The sequence below is a fragment of the Mucilaginibacter litoreus genome (assembly GCF_042676805.1).
GTDB classification, from domain to species: Bacteria; Bacteroidota; Bacteroidia; order Sphingobacteriales; family Sphingobacteriaceae; genus Mucilaginibacter; species Mucilaginibacter litoreus.
In genome coordinates, this window is the sequence record NZ_JBHTHZ010000014.1 from 431,056 (window position 1) to 451,354 (window position 20,299).

General features: G+C 43.9%; 20 protein-coding genes. 7 read left to right on the top strand and 13 right to left on the bottom strand.

The features are described 5' to 3' along the window. Position 1: 1 nt before the first annotated feature. The 6 genes from ACFQZX_RS17675 to ACFQZX_RS17700 all read right to left on the bottom strand — a co-directional run bounded on the left by ACFQZX_RS17675 (position 2) and on the right by ACFQZX_RS17700 (position 5,128). Positions 2 to 2,446, bottom strand: a complete 2,445-nt coding sequence (locus ACFQZX_RS17675) for a TraG family conjugative transposon ATPase (protein WP_377117881.1) — start codon at positions 2,444 to 2,446, stop codon at positions 2 to 4. A 21-nt stretch (positions 2,447 to 2,467) separates the two neighbouring features. After that, positions 2,468 to 3,271, bottom strand: a complete 804-nt coding sequence (locus tag ACFQZX_RS17680) for a hypothetical protein (protein WP_377117883.1) — start codon at positions 3,269 to 3,271, stop codon at positions 2,468 to 2,470. After that, complete coding sequence (locus ACFQZX_RS17685) at positions 3,268 to 3,606, bottom strand: DUF4133 domain-containing protein (protein WP_377117885.1); 339 nt, start codon at positions 3,604 to 3,606, stop codon at positions 3,268 to 3,270. Before ACFQZX_RS17685 ends, ACFQZX_RS17680 begins: the two co-directional genes overlap by 4 nt. A gap of 74 nt (positions 3,607 to 3,680) precedes the next feature. Further along, on the bottom strand, positions 3,681 to 4,112 hold the full coding sequence (locus tag ACFQZX_RS17690; protein WP_377117887.1) for a DUF1896 family protein: 432 nt from the start codon (positions 4,110 to 4,112) through the stop codon (positions 3,681 to 3,683). 2 nt (positions 4,113 to 4,114) lie between these two features. After that, entirely contained in the window at positions 4,115 to 4,384 is a 270-nt protein-coding gene (locus tag ACFQZX_RS17695; protein WP_377117889.1) for a DUF4134 domain-containing protein, read from the bottom strand. A 267-nt stretch (positions 4,385 to 4,651) separates the two neighbouring features. Further along, positions 4,652 to 5,128, bottom strand: coding sequence for a hypothetical protein (locus tag ACFQZX_RS17700; protein WP_377117891.1), 477 nt, complete (start codon positions 5,126 to 5,128; stop codon positions 4,652 to 4,654). Between the two features lie 467 nt (positions 5,129 to 5,595). On the opposite strand from ACFQZX_RS17700, the gene ACFQZX_RS17705 reads away from it, so the two are divergent. Continuing rightward, positions 5,596 to 7,041, top strand: a complete 1,446-nt coding sequence (locus ACFQZX_RS17705; RefSeq protein ID WP_377117893.1) for a PAS domain-containing sensor histidine kinase — start codon at positions 5,596 to 5,598, stop codon at positions 7,039 to 7,041. On the opposite strand, the gene ACFQZX_RS17710 is transcribed toward ACFQZX_RS17705, so the two are convergent. Beyond that, entirely contained in the window at positions 7,038 to 7,412 is a 375-nt protein-coding gene (locus ACFQZX_RS17710; RefSeq protein ID WP_377117895.1) for a response regulator, read from the bottom strand. The two genes, ACFQZX_RS17705 and ACFQZX_RS17710, sit on opposite strands and share 4 nt — an antisense overlap. A 240-nt stretch (positions 7,413 to 7,652) precedes the next feature. Further along, positions 7,653 to 8,336 (bottom strand): hypothetical protein, encoded by a 684-nt coding sequence (locus ACFQZX_RS17715; protein WP_377117897.1) that lies wholly within the window; start codon positions 8,334 to 8,336, stop codon positions 7,653 to 7,655. Between the two features lie 399 nt (positions 8,337 to 8,735). Between ACFQZX_RS17715 and ACFQZX_RS17720 the strand changes: the two genes are divergently transcribed. Then, the gene (locus ACFQZX_RS17720) at positions 8,736 to 8,993 is read left to right on the top strand and encodes a hypothetical protein (protein WP_377117899.1); all 258 of its coding nucleotides are present in this window, start codon (positions 8,736 to 8,738) and stop codon (positions 8,991 to 8,993) included. Positions 8,994 to 9,013: 20 nt separating this feature from the next. Here the strand turns inward: ACFQZX_RS17720 and ACFQZX_RS17725 are convergent, their stop codons facing one another. Next, positions 9,014 to 10,192 (bottom strand): hypothetical protein, encoded by a 1,179-nt coding sequence (locus ACFQZX_RS17725; protein WP_377117901.1) that lies wholly within the window; start codon positions 10,190 to 10,192, stop codon positions 9,014 to 9,016. Between the two features lie 257 nt (positions 10,193 to 10,449). Here ACFQZX_RS17725 and ACFQZX_RS17730 point away from each other — a divergent pair, with 257 nt between their 5' ends. The 3 genes from ACFQZX_RS17730 to ACFQZX_RS17740 all read left to right on the top strand — a co-directional run bounded on the left by ACFQZX_RS17730 (position 10,450) and on the right by ACFQZX_RS17740 (position 12,203). Continuing rightward, positions 10,450 to 11,025 carry a Crp/Fnr family transcriptional regulator gene (locus ACFQZX_RS17730; protein WP_377117903.1) on the top strand — a complete coding sequence of 192 codons (576 nt, stop codon included), beginning with the start codon at positions 10,450 to 10,452 and terminating at the stop codon, positions 11,023 to 11,025. Positions 11,026 to 11,296: 271 nt separating this feature from the next. Then, complete coding sequence (locus ACFQZX_RS17735; RefSeq protein ID WP_377117905.1) at positions 11,297 to 11,761, top strand: MauE/DoxX family redox-associated membrane protein; 465 nt, start codon at positions 11,297 to 11,299, stop codon at positions 11,759 to 11,761. 139 nt (positions 11,762 to 11,900) lie between these two features. Continuing rightward, a complete protein-coding gene (locus ACFQZX_RS17740; RefSeq protein ID WP_377117907.1) occupies positions 11,901 to 12,203 on the top strand; it encodes a hypothetical protein in 303 nt (100 codons plus the stop codon). Positions 12,204 to 12,260: 57 nt separating this feature from the next. Here ACFQZX_RS17740 and ACFQZX_RS17745 read toward each other — a convergent pair whose 3' ends face one another. From ACFQZX_RS17745 to ACFQZX_RS17755, 3 genes are read right to left on the bottom strand one after another with little or no spacing between them, the layout of a single operon-like run. Continuing rightward, a complete protein-coding gene (locus tag ACFQZX_RS17745; protein WP_377117909.1) occupies positions 12,261 to 13,634 on the bottom strand; it encodes a RagB/SusD family nutrient uptake outer membrane protein in 1,374 nt (457 codons plus the stop codon). A gap of 15 nt (positions 13,635 to 13,649) precedes the next feature. Then, on the bottom strand, positions 13,650 to 16,850 hold the full coding sequence (locus tag ACFQZX_RS17750; RefSeq protein WP_377117911.1) for a SusC/RagA family TonB-linked outer membrane protein: 3,201 nt from the start codon (positions 16,848 to 16,850) through the stop codon (positions 13,650 to 13,652). A gap of 51 nt (positions 16,851 to 16,901) precedes the next feature. Next, positions 16,902 to 18,224 carry a TlpA family protein disulfide reductase gene (locus tag ACFQZX_RS17755; protein ID WP_377117913.1) on the bottom strand — a complete coding sequence of 441 codons (1,323 nt, stop codon included), beginning with the start codon at positions 18,222 to 18,224 and terminating at the stop codon, positions 16,902 to 16,904. Between the two features lie 545 nt (positions 18,225 to 18,769). On the opposite strand from ACFQZX_RS17755, the gene ACFQZX_RS17760 reads away from it, so the two are divergent. Further along, positions 18,770 to 19,051, top strand: coding sequence for a helix-turn-helix domain-containing protein (locus tag ACFQZX_RS17760; protein WP_377117915.1), 282 nt, complete (start codon positions 18,770 to 18,772; stop codon positions 19,049 to 19,051). Between the two features lie 186 nt (positions 19,052 to 19,237). Further along, on the top strand, positions 19,238 to 19,579 hold the full coding sequence (locus tag ACFQZX_RS17765; protein WP_377117917.1) for a hypothetical protein: 342 nt from the start codon (positions 19,238 to 19,240) through the stop codon (positions 19,577 to 19,579). A gap of 66 nt (positions 19,580 to 19,645) precedes the next feature. Here the strand turns inward: ACFQZX_RS17765 and ACFQZX_RS17770 are convergent, their stop codons facing one another. Continuing rightward, positions 19,646 to 20,296, bottom strand: coding sequence for a TetR/AcrR family transcriptional regulator (locus tag ACFQZX_RS17770; RefSeq protein WP_377117919.1), 651 nt, complete (start codon positions 20,294 to 20,296; stop codon positions 19,646 to 19,648). Positions 20,297 to 20,299: the final 3 nt, after the last annotated feature.

Sequence of the window (20,299 nt, forward strand, 5' to 3'; positions counted from 1 at the left end):
GCTATTTTTGATGTTTGACCTGTTCGACCATAGCTTCAATGCCCTTTTGTATGCTGCCATGAAGGGCTGCCAGTTCCATGACCTTCACCCGTTCCTTACCCTCCGTGGTGTAGGCATAGTATTCTTCCGGGCATAGCTCATTCTTATACACTTTCATGACCTGACCGCCGATATCGATGAAGATCTCCCGATGGTCCTTGTTGACCGACAGTAAAATCGTTTTGCCCTTCTCCGACATGCCCAGCACATCCTGCAACTTTTCGATCTTCCCTTGGAATTTGCGCATATCCATGAGGATCTTGATATCTGCGTTGTTGATGATGGCATCCTTAATGATCGGTGAACTAATCAAGTCGTCCAGTTCCTGGGTAATGACGATCGGGATGCCATTGAATTTCCGGATGGTTTTGAAGGCATATTTCAGAAATTCGGCCATGCCGGATTTGGCGATCGCTTTCCAGGCTTCGTCAATGGTCAGTACTTTACGGATCCCCTTCAGCTTGCGCATCTTGCTGATGAAGAGTTCCATGATAATCAGGGTCACCACCGGAAAGAGGATCGGGTGATCCTTGATATTGTCGAGTTCTATGACGATGAAAGGCTGATCCAGCAGATCGAGATTTTCTCGGCCGTTCAGCAGGTAATCAAATTCCCCGCCCGCATAGTAAGGCCGCAGCACATACAGGAAGTTATCGATATCAAAGTCGCGGTCCTTGACGCGCTGCACTTTCAGTATTTCTACATAATGCGTTTCCAGGTATTCATAAAAGGTATTGAAACAGGGGAAGATGTCTTTGTTTTGTCCTATTTGTTGGTAAAATCCCTGGATGGCATTCGACAAAGCCACATACTCCGACCGGTTGAAGCCGTCGTTCTCCTGTTTCCAGAGGGAAACCAACAGCGCTTTCAGGCTTTCTTTTTTTTCCGTATCGAGTAGCTCACCATCTTTGATAAAGAAAGGGTTAAACCGGATCGGCTTTTCTTCCGTGTAGGTAAAGTAGTAGCCGCCGACCAGCTCGCACAAGCCAAGGTAGCTGCCGCCTATATCTACAGTAACACAGTGAGCACCCTGATCAAAAAGTGAGCGCAGCATATGGTTTACGGTCATGCTCTTGCCGCCGCCTGAAGTTCCGCATACCAGCACCCCCATATTGGACGCTATACCTGCTGCCCGCGGGGCGTCAAAGAGATCGACAAATACCGGTTTGCCGGAAAGACGGTCGCTGAAGCGGATGCCCGCCTCCGGTGGCGCACTTCGGTAATTACCTTCCTGATTTAGAAAACAGCAGGCCTGCTCAGCGAATGTATCGAACGTGTCGTTGGCGGGTAGATCCGCCGCATTGCCGGGTATCCCTGCCCACCAGAGTTGTGGCGCGCCGGCTGTCTCAGGTTTAGCCGCAGCATCCATTCCGGCCAGCGCAGAAGCCACCTGGTTTTTCATCACCTTCAGTTCTTCCGTATTATCAGACCAGACCATGACATTGAAATGCGCCTTGACCGGCAGGCGCTGCCTGCTGAGCGCCTCGTTCAAAAAGTCATTCGTGGCGTCCCGGGAGATCGCGTTTTCCCGGGAATAGGCAGACAGCGATTGCAGACGGAGTCTTTTTTTCTCCATTTGCTTCAGGGTTTGCTGGGCATCACCGATCACAATGAACTGGTTATAGATATGACTGCAGGGGAGCAACAAGCCCAAGCTGGCTGCAAAACTGAGCGGAAACCGGGTCTTGTCTGTAGAATAGCGGTCATAGGTAACTCTGGAACCACAAAGCGATGGCAAATCCAGGGCATCACCCAGTGTGTAGATGGCTACCTGCTGATCGCCGATCCGGATATCATCGCCAAAGGTGATGTCTTTGTAAGTGATTTCTTCAGGCTGTGATGTTAGGTAACAATACCGCTCGATGAGGCCTGCTTTACGCGGCTGACTTTCCAGATCAGCGGTTTTGACCTGGTCTAAACGCACCAGGTGGCTGTCTTCCAGTAATCTTTTAAACTGGCCTGCCAGGCCCAGGAAATCATGCAGTGCCGATGGGTTCAATGTATCCACCGGAACCAGTGAGGATCGGATCAGGTTGGAGAATACTGAATTACTGGCTTTGCGCCCGGCCGGCTTTTTGGTTAGCAGGATATAGCACTCATGATTCAGAAATGGCCGCCCTTCGAAATGCCGTTCACTGCTGGCATGCAGAAAACTGCCGGTATTAGCCGCATTTCCTTTGTAGTTGCTTGCGGTGAACCAGTCCTGTTTATGTAATACCGTTCCGTTTGGCAGTACTTTTACCGCTTTAACCCAGGCCTGGTGCAGATTTTCGTATTCCTCGTCCGACAAAGTAAAGACCTCGGGCAAGCTGACTTTGAACACGATAGTGAAGTCGCCCTGCTTCGACAGAATACAATCCTGTTCTATGCCCAGTATCGGTAATATATTTTTTAATTCCTTTTCCATCTCGCTTATCTTTTTCAGTTCTTAAAACTGTGGCCGGTGCCTGACCTTCGTGCGCTGTTTAATATCATTGTGTTCTTGTTGCAATTGTTCGCGGTTGCGCCGGATCATTGCCGGGACATTCGTTTCACTGAGTGGAATAATTTCCGCTTTCAAGCCGCTTTGAATAGGATATCGCCGGAGAAATTCCTTTTCATCGATCCCATATTGCCTGGCAACGCTGACCGGATCCAGCCCAATTTCATTAGGAAACCGAATCATAATTACCCCGTCCGGAAACTCAGTTAACTTTGGGTCTATCGCTACAACCTGCCTTAGAAACGGGTTGTAGGCTGCTTCATATTGATCACCATTTTGCGACAGGTTAAATGACCGGAGGCTGATCTTAATAAAAGGGTCTTGCACAAGCCGGAACTCCCGTAAACGCAGGTCGAGGGTGAAAAGCTCATTGGCAATCTCAATCTTAGGCAGCTGTCCCGATAACCTTTCCTGCAGCAGTTCAGCATTGACGATCACATCAAAGTCAGCCTTTCCTGCCAGCTGTTCTGCCGGTATGCCAAATTTTTCCGACATCCCTTCCGGATCCAAAGCGGTCATCTGCGGGACATCTATGACCATTACACGGTTTTGGTCAGTTAGGTGGTCGGCCGCATGGCGCGCATCAGGGTCATAAAGCAGCCGGTAGAAGCTGCCATGGTCCTGCATCTGGTTAATGAAAGAGATCTCATTATCCAGGTCGTTCGTCTGACGCAGAACCTGACGGTCGATATCGACAAGAAAACTGGTTCCTTCGATCACATAGATCGGTGCCTCCCTGAACGGTTTCATATCCCACCCTCCGTACTGGAAAGATGCTGAAATGATCTCCGGCTGTAGGACTTCAGTACTTTAGGTACTCGTTTTTTCGCAATGGCCTTCATCAGACCGTATTCGCCGTACCGGTGACTCAGCGAGAATATCTTGATGCTGATAAAAACGCCGCTGCCGCCAACCACGGCCAGGCAGATGATCGTGCCGGCGCCGGCGATATACAGGACTGCGAACAAAACCAGCAGCAGGAGAACCATACCGCCGAAGTACCAGATGTATTGCGCGCGCAAGCCCTGAAATTCGATGCTTTTGTTAATTCCTTTGTTGATCTGATAAATGCTGTTGTTCATCATTTTGAAAATTGAGGGTCTCCGGTCCTGCAAACAGTTTAAGGCACCCTTCCAGGCTTAACATTTGTAGTACAGTTCTATCGTTCGAAGTATTCGGTTATCATCGCGGTTATAGCCGAGCGGAGTTCGCGCCCATCTTCACCTTCTTCTCCAAATGCGAAGACTTCAAAAATGGGTTCACATGCGCCGATCAGGCTGATGATCTCATAAGTCAGAATGCCGCTGGCCGCCATGCGCTCGAACTCGCTTTTGAATTCTTCTTCCAGCAGGGCCCTAATGTATTCATACCGTGATGGCCGCAAGTCCCTCGTCAGTTCCTCCATGCACAGGGCTTCGATCACATACTCCGGGCGGTTTTCCGCCTGCAGCTCTTCACAGATTTCCATTACGGAATCGACCTTATGCCGGAGGTAATGGGTAAGCCGATGCTCTTCTTGCAGGGCAATCAGCAGATCCAGGTGATTATCCATCAGGAAATGGTGCAGCTTGTTAATTAAATGCTCTTTCATGGCTATATCCCGAAAAATGATTTAATAATGGTAGCGACCACCACCAGGAAGATGCAGGAGCCAAACCATGCTGCTGCCACTTTACTGGTATCCTGGTCGCCACCGTTCCATTTCTGGTAAACCTTGACCGCGCCGATCAGGCCGACGATCGCACCAATGCCGTACATTAGGTTGGTGCCCGATTCGAAATAGCTTCGGACTTGTGTATTGGCCTCGTCAATACCTGCGTTTCCATCCTGGCTTCTGGCAACCATTGACACCATGAGCAGCATGACTAGCGCGCTGCCTGTTCTAAGAAATCTTTTTTTAAATTTTTCACTCCACTTTTTCATCTTCACTTATCTTTTGGTTAAAAATTCTGGCATTAGTTTTCCAATCCTGCCTCCGCTTGATGCGCAGTGGGTCAGAGGCAGGCTATTAGCGATATCCTTTAGTTTAGAAGGTCACGGCTGACTAGCAGTACATAGCATTATTGTTATGGCTTCCCCGGTGCCCGGGACCGCAGTATGCGGACGCCGGGCGGGGAGCTGAGGTGCCGGCTAATCACTCCACCACTCATCTACTTCATCTTCAGTCAGCGCGGCCACCCCGGTTCTTTCACACTCCGATACTACCAGTTCGTTGATAGCCGGACGGTACGGTGAGATCTTTAAAGAAGTATATTTGCTAAATAGCTCACTGAGCCGGATAATCAGCGACTCGGGGCTGTAGGCTTTGTTGGCGGCGGCATTGATCAGGCTTTTCGCCTCGGCGATCAGGTCATCAGTTTCCCGGATATCGGCATCAGGATAGTTATCCTGTACATACTGGTCAGAAATTTCCGGTTCTGCCTGGAGGGGTGCCGTCTCTTCAAACCCGGGCTGTTCCGGCTCATCCTGGGATGGTTTAGGATTTTGTTGTTCGAAGAATTTTCTGACATCGTCGCTGTAAAAGCGTATACCGATGAAGATGTAGTAAATGACCAGCAGGAGCGCAACAGCTTCGAAGTAACTGGTCCAGGAAAGGTGATTTAACATGATTATGTGCGTTTAAAGTTTTCTGTAGCTTCTTTTAGATCATCGCCGGTATGTTGGCGCTGATTTCTATTACAAAAAAACTTTGAAACGCTGGGGTGTACAAGTCCAACTAGAATGTTGTATCCATTTGTATCCTATTAATCTGTTTATTTTCAGTAGGTTATAATAACATTTATTAACTTATACCGGCAGGTGAAATTGTGCCAAGTTACGCTACAATATAAAAAGAAAATAAGGGATGAGGTGACACTCCGGTGCCTAGATTTTTGGGTTCATTTATTTGCATTATAGTGCTGTGACATTCCTGTCTTAAGTAATTTGAAATGTGCCGTATTCTTTCAGAGTAGATCATTAAGGATTATTCTTCATGCTGCCCTAAGAAAAAAATAAAATTTCTATAGATCCCAAAAGTCAATTTCTAATCCGGAAAACCATAAAAACAGTTTGCTGTTGTTTTTGGTAGAGCTATGGAAAGTAACGTATCAACAACGGATTTTGAAAATAAATTTAGTGAATGCAAGGCGGGCTTTGATGCGATCTTTCAGCTAACAACAGCCGCGAGCAAGATCATTGACAGCAACCTGAAGATCCTGAAGGTGAACCGGGCCTTAACGGAATTACTCGGCTATAGCGATAATGAGCTGGTCGGAACCCGGATCATGGATTATGCTTGTGAGGAAGATAAGCAGCACTGGCACGAACTGCAGGATGCTATGTGGCACCAGGGTAAACCGAATTTCCAGCTGGACGCCTGCATCAAAAAAAAGGATGGCAGCCTGGCTTGGGTGCATGTCACCACGATCGTTTTCAAAGAAGATGATATACCGTATGCTTATACCATACTGGACGACTTTACCGACTGGAAAAAACTGCAGGAGAGCGAACAGCGCTTGAGTATGGCGTTGAAATATTCCAACTTGGCGGTATGGGAGTTGGACCTGACCGACCGTTCCATTAGCCGTTCAGACGGTTTCGACCAGTTGTTCGGCGAGCCCGTGACAGAAAAGGGCTGGGACGAAGAGAACTTTCTGGCCATGTTCCTACCGGAAGACCGCCTAAAGCTTAAAGAAATGCTGGACATGATCAGCCCTGAACGTCAGCTGGATTTCCAAGGCTGTATCCGCACTGCGTCAGGAACGATCAAGTGGATCAATCTGCAGGGGCGGGCCGAACGAACACCGGATGGAAAAGTAAGGATACTCGGAACGCTGTATGATATTACTCGTGATAAGCTGGCGGAAAAGGAAAAAGAGGACTTCATTACTATTGCCAGCCATGAGTTGAAAACTCCGCTCACCTCCTTGAAAGGCTCACTGCAGTTACTGGAAAAGATGAAAGACGCGCCGACGCCTAAAATGCCGGCGCTGCTTGAGCAGGCCAGTAAAGGCATGGACCGGGTGACCGTATTGGTCGATGATCTGCTGAATGCCAGTCGGATGAGTGAGGGCCAGCAGCTGCACCTCCGGAAAACGCGGTTCAATCTTTCAACAGCTATCGACGAGTGCTGCCTCCACATCGCCGCCGCCGGAACACATCATATCCTGACCGAAGGCATACAAGACTTAGAAGTCGAGGCGGACGCCGAACGTATTCAGCGGGTGATCGCCAACTTTGTAAACAATGCGGTCAGGTATGCCTCACGATCCAAAGATATTGTCATACGAATAGAGCAGGAACCGGAACAAGTCAGAGTTTCAGTTATAGATAGCGGTCCCGGCATCGCGGCGGACAAGATCCCGCATCTTTTTGAACGGTTCTACCGGGCGAACGAATGTGGCGAACAATATGCGGGCTTAGGATTGGGCCTGTATATTTCCGCAGAGATCATCAAAAAGCATGGCGGACAGATCGGCGTTGACAGTGCCCCCGGGAAAGGCAGCACTTTCTGGTTTACCTTGCCGGCTCCAGGTTAGGCTCTGGCATATGTTTTATCCAGCGGCAAAAATTTGCGAACCTCCGAGATGAGTTTATCGAGGTCGAAGGGTTTATGCACATAGCCATTAGCTTTACAGTTATCCGCTATCCCTGCAATATCCGAAGAAGTTGAAAAAATGATAACTGGGACTTGTTCAAGTTGTTCTATTGCCTTGATTTCTTTGCACAGCATTGGGCCTTCTTTCAAATTGATCCATTCGTCCAGCAAGATCAGATCGGCCTGGATTGCGGCAATGTTTCTCAGTGTACAGTCGCAGCCGATCACTTCATAACCTTCATCCTCCAATATATAACCGACAATGTTCCGGATATCTTCATCGTCTTCGGCAATCAGTACTTTCTTTTTCAATAGGTCAGTTTTGAATTATCAAATTTCTAAAATACAAAATTAGCCGTTTCCGTTTGATTTAATAAAAAAATCAAATGAAAGTTTACTTTGAGATATCGAATGTCTGTATCCGTAGCTAAAGTGTCACGTTTAACAGAAATAGATTTAATCCTTGTTTAAAGCATAGTTTTTAAGCCTATGAAAGAATGATTAGATCCTTAATCAACTGGGGGTTGAAGAAAATTTGATCTATTTTAGCTTTCAATCACCCTTAATTCTTTTGATAAGTTTTTCGAGTGCTTGGATTGCAGCTTCCCTGTCCCGCTTTTCAGGATGATAGGAGTTACTACGCATGCTATCCCACGAAAGTTCCTGCTTATTTGCGGTTGACAAATAAGGCACTATTAATCTGAAAACCATACTTAAAGAGGGAGAAATGATGAGCCGGTTATCATCCGCAGCTTTTAGAATAATGCCTATCTGATCAACTGTAAGGGTGCAGGTAATCTTCGGTAAGGCTTCTTGCTGTACAACCGATAGCTTTTTATAATTTGTAAGCCGATCTTGCAGTAATGATTCAAAGCGAGTATGCAACCGATATTTCAATGTTGCAAGGCAAGCAGTTATTGCAGCCAAATGCAGGCTTAGTTCACCTTTTTGAGTAGAAGACTTTACATTAGCTGCCGCCTGTTCCAGTAATAGCGATATAGCTGTATCATACTGCCCGACAATAAAACTGATTTGTTCGGGAGGGCACAACGCAAAAGTAAATGATTTGAGCTCTTTCCAGATTTGATCTGCCTCCCGCTCAAAGAGCAATTGCAGCTGAACAAGTTGCTCTTGTGTCAGATCCTCGATACGGGATAGTTGAGGATTAAGTGTGACTTCGATAATTTCATCCATCCATTCGAACGGGTAGCCTGGTATCCTGTGTGATGTTTTCATTGGTTACTGATTTATTATCAGCAAGTTTCGGTTTTTAAAAAGGGGGTGTAAAGTGGCTTACATGGCATCGGCACTTGCCACCATCCTCTTAGTTCAGCGCCGTTCAGAGAGAATAACACGATTTTAAAAAGCCACCCGCTGCACTCATATTTTTTTAAAAAGATTGGAAAATATAAACCGCTTGCTATACTTGGACGCTATCGTTACTTTTGAGACATGAATTAAAAATTGACTGACATAAAATATTTAATGGCGATGCTATTAACCTTGTTACAAGAAATCCGCTAAATTTCAAACACACACACAGGGGGGAAATAGACTGATCGTCCGCGTTATGCGTGGGCATTGGTTGATCCTGTGTGTAGGTTCTTAGCGGTACCTCTTGTAAACAGAAGACTGATGTACCACGCTACTTTTTTAAAGATGAAAATATCAGAAGAACAACAGGAAATCTTAAGCATGCCGGTTTGCCAACTCGGTGCTAGTTCGGGATTTGTAAAAAAAACGCAGGCGATGGGTTTTGAGACACTTCGCCAGGTGACTGCTAAAGGATGGGGTGCACTACAGCAGCATGAGCAATTCGACTATCTGTGGTTTAATGAACTCGTGCGGCTTCTGGAAGATTGCCGCCTGCTGCACATGTTGGAAAAGCATTAGGCGGTATATACAATGAAGCATCAGGTTTTGTAATGAAGATCGATGTGCGCAATCATTTTGCTTAGCCAGTTCCTGACATTTTGTACCAGCCGGTCCGGCAGATATTGATTGCTCATGTGATTTCGCATACTTTTCTTTGACGCATTGTCGGTCCGCTTCGTATGGATATGATTGGAAATGAACTCATACACATAAGACTTGAACCTGGTACTGATGAAACCAGTCTCCAGCCAAACTTTAATTAAGAACATCAGTTCCGCCAGCGTCACTGCTATATCAAAATAGAACCTGGACGGTGTATTCATCGTACTTCGATAATGTTCCACGAACAGCTTTTCCCGCTGTTCTACGTATTCCAGCTCCGTTGTCAGGCAATCGATCAAGGTTTGCTTTAATGGTTGCACGTGTGCTTCATAAGCCAGGTTGGGATCAACCAATACCTGTTTTAATAACTTAAGCAGGTAGAGCAGTTCCTCCTGCTGATCCTGAAACGACATGTCAGCCTTCGTGATGCGGGCGATATACCTAAGAAAATAGGAATACAGACGGATACTATTAAAATTCCGGGCAATCAACTCCAACAAAATCCTGCAGTCAGCTTTTACATCAGATTTTGTTTGGGTGAATTGATCCAGCCAATTGACGGTCTCCTGCTGGTACTGCCATTGCTGCCAGGTATGTACCGGATACAGTTCCTCTTGTCCCTCATCAAGCACATAGGTGCTCAATACATGAACAAGATCCGGGTCTATTTCCATGGTATGCAGTTTGCCGATCAATGTTTGCAGCTTTTCTGTTTCTGGTAAAATAGCACTTCGGTTATACCCTGCAGGTAATTTCCCGCTAAGATTGAAATATCTTATAAAATGGTTAAAAAGATAGTCAAGTAAAGTAATGGCTTTTTCGGCCATTGCCTGGAATAAGCTGGAAAGCGCTTCAGACGGTTTACTGTCGCGGCTGAGTGCGGAGAGCTGATCAGCCAATTCAGTTAAATGGAACTGAACGTCAGCCAGATAAGCTTTTCTGTCCCCTTCTTGGGCATAGCTGAAAAGTTGCTCTTCAATATGCAGGATCATCTGACTGATGTCTTCCGCTATGATGCCCGTTAGTTCTTCTGGCAACCGGGCGGTCAGTTCCTCATCACCGTAGCCGGCAACGATAAATGTAGCCGCTTTTATTTTAATTAATGTATTCACCATACGACTGATCCCTTCTGGCTAAAACTTACGACCGGATCTTCGTCCGGAAATTGCGGGTAGAGGCTATAACATTCCTTTACAATGTGTATCTAAATGCAATATAATCATAAATTTCACCATTTGGTGAAATTTAAATATTTCTTTATACTTAATGTCGTTCTTTTAAGTTTTTTACGCGTGGTGGCTATTTAAATGCCATTCAGTGCCACTTGACGACCGGTTTTTCTTTCTGGTAATTTGCAGTTCATTTGCTTAATATGATAGACAGGACAGCATTTATTAACCGGATCAATCAGTTCCGGCCAACTTCCTTTAAAGTGACAGATGCGATTAATCAGGCATTACGGGTTAATCGATTGGAAGCTCAGGAGATATTGCTTTCCCCCGGCCATATTCCTAACGCACTATATTACGTAGAAAGCGGCATGATTAGGGGCGCAATTGATGGTCCCCATGAAAAAATATCAACCTGGTTTATCGCCGAAGGTGGCTTCCTGTTGCCGCAAAACTTGTTTACAAGGCAACCGGTTGAAGAGTATATCAGTGCAATTGTTAATACGACGCTGCTGGTACTCCCTCTTACCCAACTCGAAAAGATCATGTCTGAATATACTCAGGCGCAGGACCTGATCCTTTTACTTCAGGAAGATGCCAGGCGACAAAGTCAATACCGCGAAAAATTGCTTCGCTTGCCTGCAGCCCGTGAGCGCTATAGCTACATGGCCATTCATGAAGCCTTTCTGCTCCGGCGTGTGCCCCATTACCTTGTAGCTTCTTACTTGAATGTCACGCGGGAAACTTTCAGCCGATTGAACAGGGGCTTGCCTTATTGATTTACCTCACTGTTTAAGAAGGAGAACTTCGCTTAATTTAATAAGGTATTCATTTGATTTCATAAGGTAGCGCAATGCACACGTACATCTGTCGCTGCTAACTTTACTACATAATACTGTTGCCAGTGAATAGCATCCAGATTGATTGACTTTTTAAAGGTCTGGATATCAGATTTCCGGGCGAACCGGTGGCATAAGGTCATCTATTTCGGACCGGCATCAGAAACTGGGTGAAGCAACTAAAAATTATATGTGAATTTACGACTGCAAGATGAGAAAAGATAGCTTACTTAAAATTATTGCCGGACTAATAGCAGCAATGTTTTTTTATGCAGCGGTCAGCAAGCTAACCGATTTTAGCCAGTCCCGGCAGGAAATGCGTAATCAGGTATTTCCAGTCCCTGTAGCTGACGTACTACTTTGGGTGGTTCCTTTGACAGAATTGAATCTATCCTTTTTATTGGTCTATCAACCTACACGGTTGATAGCCTTATATGCTTCGCTAGTCCTTTTATGTCTTTTTTCAATTTATATCACTATTACGATGACCGGAATATTTGGCCGTGTGCCATGCAGTTGCGGAGGCATCTTAAAGCACATGAGTTACGGTGCCCATTTGATCTTTAACCTTTTTTTTATCGGCATAGCCATTTGGGGCATCGCTCAAGAGAAAGGATGGAGTATACATAACCGAAGGTTTAACACAAAAGGAAGGAGGTTGCAGGCAATTGAATGACCCGAGAAAGCAGGGATCAGAGCTTACCCTGCGAAAAAGATAAAAAAAATATTGGCCGTGAAGACACAGGCTCCGGGGAGTCGAACGGCGAATCATTTTGTTAAAGAGCAATCAATAACAAAGCATAACAACTATTACCATGCGTACTTTATTAAAAAAAATCAACAACTTCGGCTTAATGGCCCTTCTATTAGCAGGCACGACTGCCTTTGCATTTAAACCTGCCAACAATTCAACTGTTGCTGCCAGTCAGTGGACACGCGTACTGAATGAAGATGAAGAACTGGAATGGCGGAACGCAAACGTTTCCGGCTCCTGTGAATCATCGTCCGGTATATGCAGGGCCACCTTTCCGGATAACTATGATCCAAGTATGCACACCGATACCGAAAATCAAAACGCAGCTATCGGCTCCTACACACAAGGATTTGTCGTAGAGTAAAAAATGTAATGGGATGTGTTGATCAAATACATCCCATTATACTTAAGTAAATTTCTTCTATCTATTATTCTGCTCAATGCCGCTCGACATAATTTCATCATTAGGGATCGGGAAAGTGTACCTGTTACTATTAGGCTGCAATATAAAACTTGTTGAATTATAAGACCTTTGAAGAGAGATTGCATAAACGGGATCTCTATTTAATCTTCTAAGATCAATCCAACGTACACCTCTGTTGATCAGTTCCTTCCTTCTTTCTGTTAAAATCTTGTTCAGTGCGTCCTTTTGGTCTGCTGCAGTAAACGCAGGAAACACAGCCGTCTTCTTCCATCTCTTACTGATTACGGTATTAAGATCCTGCATCGCTTCCGTAAGTTTTCCTTGCCTGGCATAACATTCCGCACGGGTCAGATACATTTCATCTGTTGCCGGCCCGCCAAAAGAAGTTGCGGAGGCCAGGTAACTACCCTTAAAGGTATAGTTGCCATTACTACGACTGGCAAAAAAACAGGTCTTACGCAAGTCATTGTCTGAATATTGGGCATAAAGCGCTGGGTTTACAAAGGTCGTTGTTGATGAAACGAAGGTATAACCGTTAAGCATTACCACGAACAAAACCTCAGCATTGGCGTTTGTATTTCCATTGGGCAAAGGTCGGGCAGTACTTGCTGTCAGTGTATTATAATCTATCAGGACATTGCTGATCCCAAGATAAGACGTCGCATATTGGACCGCTTTATCATAAGCCCCCATCGTCAGGTAAACCCTGGAAAGATAGCCATAGGCGGCTGCTTTGTTCGGGCGGTTGGCAGCTGAACTTTTATCAGGAAGAAGCGTAGCGGCGTCTGTTAAGTCCTGTAACACTCTGTCATAAGTTTGCTGTAACGTTCCGCGTCCAGCTATAATGTTGACATCAGAACTTAGGCGGATAGGTATCCCTAATACTGAAGAGGCAGTATTCACGTCATACGGCACCGCAAAAAGCTGTGATAGGTGATATAATTCAAATCCTCTGAAGAAAAGGGCGCTTCCTTTGATTCTGTCCCAATCTTGCTGGTTTCCGGGATTACGCGCTATATTTCTTATACCATCAAGTACCACGTTGGCCTGGAAAATGGCTTGGTAAGGAGTACTCCAATCTTTGCTTGAGGCTCCTTCAAAGATATCAGCGTTCCATAAATAGCTGTTCCGCTCAGTTGCTTCCAGGCTCGAAAGATTAGCATCTGTCCGATACAAGTCGTCAGCAGCAACATTGCTTAGGCCAACCGTTGCGTTCATCACTTCCGCATAATCGAGTAACGCCTGGAAATCCTCCAAGGTGGTGGGTACCAGTAAAGCTTTATTGGGCTTCTTATCTAAAAATTCTTTTTTACAGGAGGGCATAATCACTCCGGTCAGAATCATATAGGCAATAGTCAGATATTTTTTCATGTTCATTTTGTTATATTAAAAGTCAACCTTAACACCTAATGCGTAAGTTCTCACGGGCGGTAAAGCATACCGCGTTTGATAGTCAGGGTCTAAATCTGACTTTGAGGCTTTCCATATGATTCCCAGGTTATTTATGTAAGCATAAAGCTGCACATGCGAAAAAGGCATCCGGCGGAACTGGTTCTTAAACAGGTCATAGCTTACATTCACATCCTGAAAACGAATATGATCTCCCTTCTCAACAAGTGAAGAAGAGTAGGTGAAAAATGTATTGCGGTTAGCATTGGTTGCTAAAGGCAAGGAAGGAATTTGAGTGATAACTTCATCACCCGGCTGCTGCCAGCGTTGGTAATAATCGGCATGCCCTCCGTTGCCGTTAAGTACATTGTCAAAATTTACGGATTCCCGTCTTACATAGTAACCTAAACGGTAGCTGATATTAGCCGAAACGGATAAGGCTTTAAATCTGAACGTATTTCTCACCGCCCCAAAAAAAGTAGGACGGGCTGATCCATGGTACACCAGGCTTTCTGCGGTTGCAGCCGCAATGATCGCGGCATAATCAGTACTGACATTCCCGTTCAGGAAGCCTTGCGGATTTCCTGTCGACGGGTCGAGCCCCGCCCAGGCATAACTGTAAATCGCATAAAGAGGCTTACCTTCTGTCGGAACGTTACTGTAAGCATTTAGATAGTTTGAAATATTGGTGCTCTTGGCCAGGTAGCGTGTAACCTTATCCTGAATGTAGGTGAACAGGAAGTCGCTGCTCCATTTGAATGTCCGGTCAATATTTTTTGAACTGATAGTAATATCGACACCATTGCCGCTGGTATTGGCGGTATTACCGGTAAATGTGCTGATGCCGGTTTGAGGCGCATAAGGCGTAGTGCCAATAAGATCAATTCCCCGCTTGTTGTAATACTCAACAGTTCCTTTAACAATCTGGTTCCTGGATTCAAAATCAACGCCAAAATTGGTAATCTTTACGCGCTCCCAATGCAACTCCGGGTTGGGTGGATTTTGAATATTTGCATATGGCAGACCGTAACCATTGTTGCCATAATAGTAGGCCGTTGTATAAGCAGATAAACTTTTATTAACGTTGCCATTATAGCCATAAGTTACCCGAACCTTCAGATACGGCAGCCAGTCAAACCTGTAAAAATTTTCCTTACTGATATCCCAGCTGATCCCGGCCGAATAAAGCGGTACGCCTTTTTGATTGGCATTGACCCCAAAAAGGTTACTCTGGTCCATTCGGCCGCTTCCTGAAATGGTATACCTGTTGTCAAACGTATAAGAAGCATTGGCATAATAAGAAAAGAACCGGTCGGATAAATCTGTCAGTCCGTCCCGGTTTGGTATACGAAGATACGTGACGGATGGATTAACGTATGAGGTGAAGTTGCTGGTGTAATTGACCAGTTGGCTTGTGGCATTTTCATCATTATACCCGTATAGTCTATAACTATTATTCAAGCTATGCCTGTCTGAAAGTTCTGTCCCTGCGATGGCGGTAAAGACATGCCGGGCTCCCCAGTTCTTATCATAGTTGACCTGGGCCCGTATATTATGATTGCGGATGTCGGTAGCAGCCAGATCTAGTATTCCCCCCATTGGGACAGGCCTGGTCAGGCTACCGTCCGGACCATCAGCAGTATAGGTATTAATCAGATCCCTGGTGTAATAAGCCTCCTGCGATTGATAGTTACGTCCTGCATTAATACTGCGTCCATACTGGTAGTATAATCCTAAACTCAGCTCCGGGAATAGCTTATATCCAACGTTTGCATTCACCCTATAATCCGTTATTTTAGTTTGGTTATCAGCCAGGCGGAGTTCCTCCAGCGGCCTGTATTGCCAGTTCAGTAATCCTTTGCCAGTTGCTGCATCAGTAAAGTTGCTGCGATAATCCACGGCTACAGCAAGCGGGTTACCAGATTCATCTGCAAGCCTTGCATAAGGATACAGCCGGTTATAAGCAGATGAATTTATACCCTGATTATTGTTTTGCTGGTCCCGGCTTTCTATATAATAAACCTGTGTAGTTATACTCAGCTTGTTTTTAAGGAGGTTATAGGTGTTATTGGCATTTAAGGTGATGCGGTCATAGGCATTCCCTTTTAATGAAGCTAAATTCTTATCATACCCTGCTGAAAGGAAATACCGCTGGTTGCTGCTGCCTCCGTTTAGGTTGAAGGCGTATTGCTGGTTGATGCTATTTTGGTAAATGTACTTTTCATATTCGTTACGCAGATCGTACGTTTTTAGCGCCTCGATTTGTGCATCAGCGGCACCCGCCTTAATTTTACCATCACGCTTGGCAATCAATATTTCTATTACAGGACTTAGTGCAGTCTTATTGTCCGACGTTTCACGACTAGCATAGAAGCCCTTTGCAAACAGATCTTTTTCAATATCGATATAGGTTGCTGGGGTGATGAGCGGTAAGTAAAACAAGTTGGGTTTTGTTCCAACAGTGATATTTGAATTGAAGGAAACTTTTGGCGCTCCATTATATCTTCCCTTTTTTGTGGTAATTACAATGACACCATTACCGGCCTTTGACCCCCATATCGAGGCAGCCGCGGCATCTTTAAGGATGGTAATGTTTTCTACGTCATTCGGATTAATGTTGTTTACATCACCCTCATACGGAAAGTTATCTATTACAATTAAAGGATCGGTTCTGGAGGAAATGGTACTTTGACCACGTATGCTAATTTGCGTCTGATTATTAAATCCGGTCCCAACATTATTAAAAGTTAAACCTGGAACTACGTTAGCCAATCGTGATACAATGTCCATACTTAAAGATCTGTTGAGTAGTTTATTGTCCACTTGTACAAATGACCCGGTTACACGTTCCTGAGGAATGAGTTGATAACCGGTACTTACCACCACCTCGTTTAATTGGTTGGAAGCTACCTTAAGATAGATTTCAAAATGATTTTCGGGGTTCAGTGAAAGGTTGACCACAGACGTTACATAACCCATATGAGAAATGACAAGCTTGTTTTTCGTTCCGATATCGCTTATCCGGAACTGTCCTTTCTCGTTAACACGTACTAAAACGTGTGTAGGCTCGGCATATAAAGTTGCGCCGGGTAACGGGATGCTATCTTTTCCGGAATATACCCTGCCGGTAATGGGATGCTGGCCGAATACAAAAAAAGCATAGCACAGAAATATTGTAATGAATATAATTTGTTTCATAATTCATGGTAATGAGGAAGTGATAAAAATGCAGAGCGCTGCTTAGGAAGATTATTGAGTATCCCGGATCACCAATACTTCTCTTTTTCTTTTCGATTTTTCAAAAGTCAGATCATACCTTTCGAGTTCTTTATTCACGGCTGACACATCTGGTAAACTTGCCTGAATAGTTAAATCGACTTTACCGTTATATCCCGTTTCATCAATCAGATACAAGGGAGTTCTTTGCGTGAAGTTTAATCGGTAAAGCAGGTTACCGATGGTTGTATTATGAAGCTGATATCCAAATCTGTCAAGATCAATATGAGGCTTACCGCCACTGCTTTTTAACTTATCGGTGCTGGAAGTGCGTTTTAAAACGAGGCAGTACTCCTCTCTTTGCTCTATCTGAGCAGAATACCTGCTGAAATAACGCAACAGGTCTTGTTGCATGATTTTGTTCCCCTGCTTCATAATTGCAGGGGGTATAATTAATTCATAACAAAATCCGTTACCTGCCTGTAACCAATCGCGATAGGCTTTACCGACTTTTGAGGATGTTAATCTGGAGGAATCGGCTACAGCGAATACCGTATTCATTTCATTGAAGACATGCCCGTTTTCAGAATAGGCTACCTGATAAAGCCAGGCTAAATTTGCGTTCCTGATCGATATCTTTCTACCATGAAGGCTGTCAGCCGAAAAATCTCCTGCTAGTTCAAGGCCGTCGATATATGGGCAGAGAATGGAATGATAAAGCAATTTGCTCTTGTCGCCTCCATTTCCGTCTATTAAAAGAGGAGTGCTTTTGTCAAAAGCAACTTGAGGCGCCTCAGTTTTTTCAGCAAGACGGGTATATTGTTTTTCGATAGCCTTTTTAATATTGTTGTAACTGACCTCCTGAAATCCAGTTATAGCTTTTACCTTGCCGCTGGCATCAATCCACACATAATGAGGTAAGTAAGTATGCGGAAATAGCTTGCTTAACTTTTCATCAGCAACGGCATTGGGTAAATTATAGTGGTGGCTTTTTTGCTTTTCTAATTTTTTCAGAAAAGAAATGGATTCTTTTTCCGATTGATAAGTGACTGATAGGAATTGTAGTTTTCCCGAAAATTCCGTTTGCAGACTATCCATCTTAGGTATCATGGCCACACAGGGGCTGCACCAGGTGGCCCAAAAGTCAAGTATGAGAAGTTTGCCTTTGAAATCGGATATTTTAGCAGTGGTAGCGGGTTGGCCATTTGCATCTTTATAATTGATGATATTGTTTATAATGACGTCAGGAACCTGATCGCCAATTCTGAGCCCGCTGGCAGTGGATTTATCTTGTGCCGTTGCGCTGAAAAAAAAGCAATGCACGGCCAGCACTATATTCAGTGTAGTTTTTTTCATGAAATTCAGTCAATAAGAAGTCTAATGGAACAATTCGGTGTAAAGTAAGAATTGGTAGCTAGCTACAAGTTCGAAGCCTTTCAGGTTATCTTTAAGTTAAACCGGCGCTTTAATAATGTTTTTGAAAAAAAGTTTATAGGAATAACAAGTTTTATCTAACAAGTAAAAAAAGCATACCAAATCCCTTTGAGGGGATAAATTCATTATAGAAAAGTGAATTAATGCTTCGTACATACTCGTATTTGATACGAGTCTTGGAAGAGAGCAATTACCAATAAATGTGGGGACTGCCGACCATGATTACATAAAAGTTTCTGACGCCTTACGTGACATGGAATTACAGCAGCCCCCACATCTATTTCAACGTGCTAATATAACACATCTACACATAGACATGGGAAATAACTGCTGTCTTACGTCACGGCGTCAGATATTGTAATCGCAAGACTCTTATTACTAAATTTTATTCATTCAAATATAAATTAAATATCAATAGTAAACAAATTTGTTGACCAGGTATTTTGTTTGTAATAGAGTTTCGTTGAATGAAAGATGAAACTCTGTTATTCAGAATAAAATTCGGATTGCGAATTAAACAATTGAGGGTGGAGAAAGAGATAGACCAAGCAGTTTTGGCCTCGAACTTGAATAAAGACAAACAATTTATAAATAGGTATGAAAATGAGGGTGCAAATCCAAGAGCAGATATCATTCAGGAAATAGCCAAGGTTTTAAAACTAGATAGTATCGATAAGTTATTTGATTTTCGAACACTGAATGAAGCGGACATTCAACGGCTGTTTAAAAAAGTTAAGGATCATAGCTAATGTTTCAGGCTCGTTAAAGAAAAGTGCAAACCTGTAATATCATGCCTTGTCTTTATAACGGGGGTACTCCGATATTCATATAATGGTATTGACTGGGATGTATCTATGTACTAAGATTAATCTTCACTGTTTCACCGTGAATAATTTAATATTTTTATTTCATGCTTATAAATACTACGCTTTTAAATGTCAGTAAATAAGAACATAAAATTGATCCATAAACAGAATAAGTTTATTGAAGACTTAGAAACCACTCCTATCGAGAATGATATTTTCGTAGCGACTTTTAATAGATTGACTCCACGTTCTGGCGAGGTCTACTTCGATGATAAGATCTATAAAAGACGTGTAACTGCTCAGTGGGGTGTATATATCGACAAGGATTGTGTTAAAGCCACACTTAGTAGTATCGGGGATTTAATATATGATAATCATGTAAAGAACTTTAAAGACTTTATTAAAAACAAGGTGATTATTAAAAACCCACTTGATGATTTGAAAAGCATTAGTCTTAAATCAAATACGTAAATTGAGTTTGAAGTAGTTCTATTGTTGATGTGATATACGTTGACAAATAAAGCCTTTATCTCTTTATCAATCACCTAATTCAAAATCAGGTGAATAGGCTGCATTAAGAATCTGTTTTATCGCGGTTTTGATTCGTGTTTTGCCATCTTCCTGATTTACATCAATTTGACAAAAGAGGCTATCCGTTGATTTTGCGTGTAACACCATGTGGTATATGCCGCCCACTAATAGTCCTGCAATTGCTCGGATGTCTACGCTTGAGTTTTTGAGCTCCTGATCGGCTAACTCAAAGTATTTATCGCCTAACCGCTCCCGTTCTTCGCAAACGTCATACATGATTTTCGTCCGTTCACTGATCTGCCATAATACGATCTTTTGCATTTCCTCTTCTTGATAAAAGTAGTCTAACTGGTTAACGAGCAGGGCTTCAAGGATATCTTTAGTATTTTTGCCTTTATTTTTTTCCATTAGTTCCCCCGCGTTTCCAGTAGCAGCTACCCAATAATCCTTACCTTTTACATAGATCTCAATCAGATTTTCTACCGATCCAAAGTAAAGATAGATGAGCTTTTTGTTCAGACCTGCGCATTTGGCGATGTTAGTCGGCCCTAGTCCTGTATAACCTTTGGTCTTGATGATGACCCCAACAGCATCAATCAGTTTTTGCATAGAACGCTCCTTATCATTGACAGCGCCCTGATACTTCTTTCTTGTCATGGT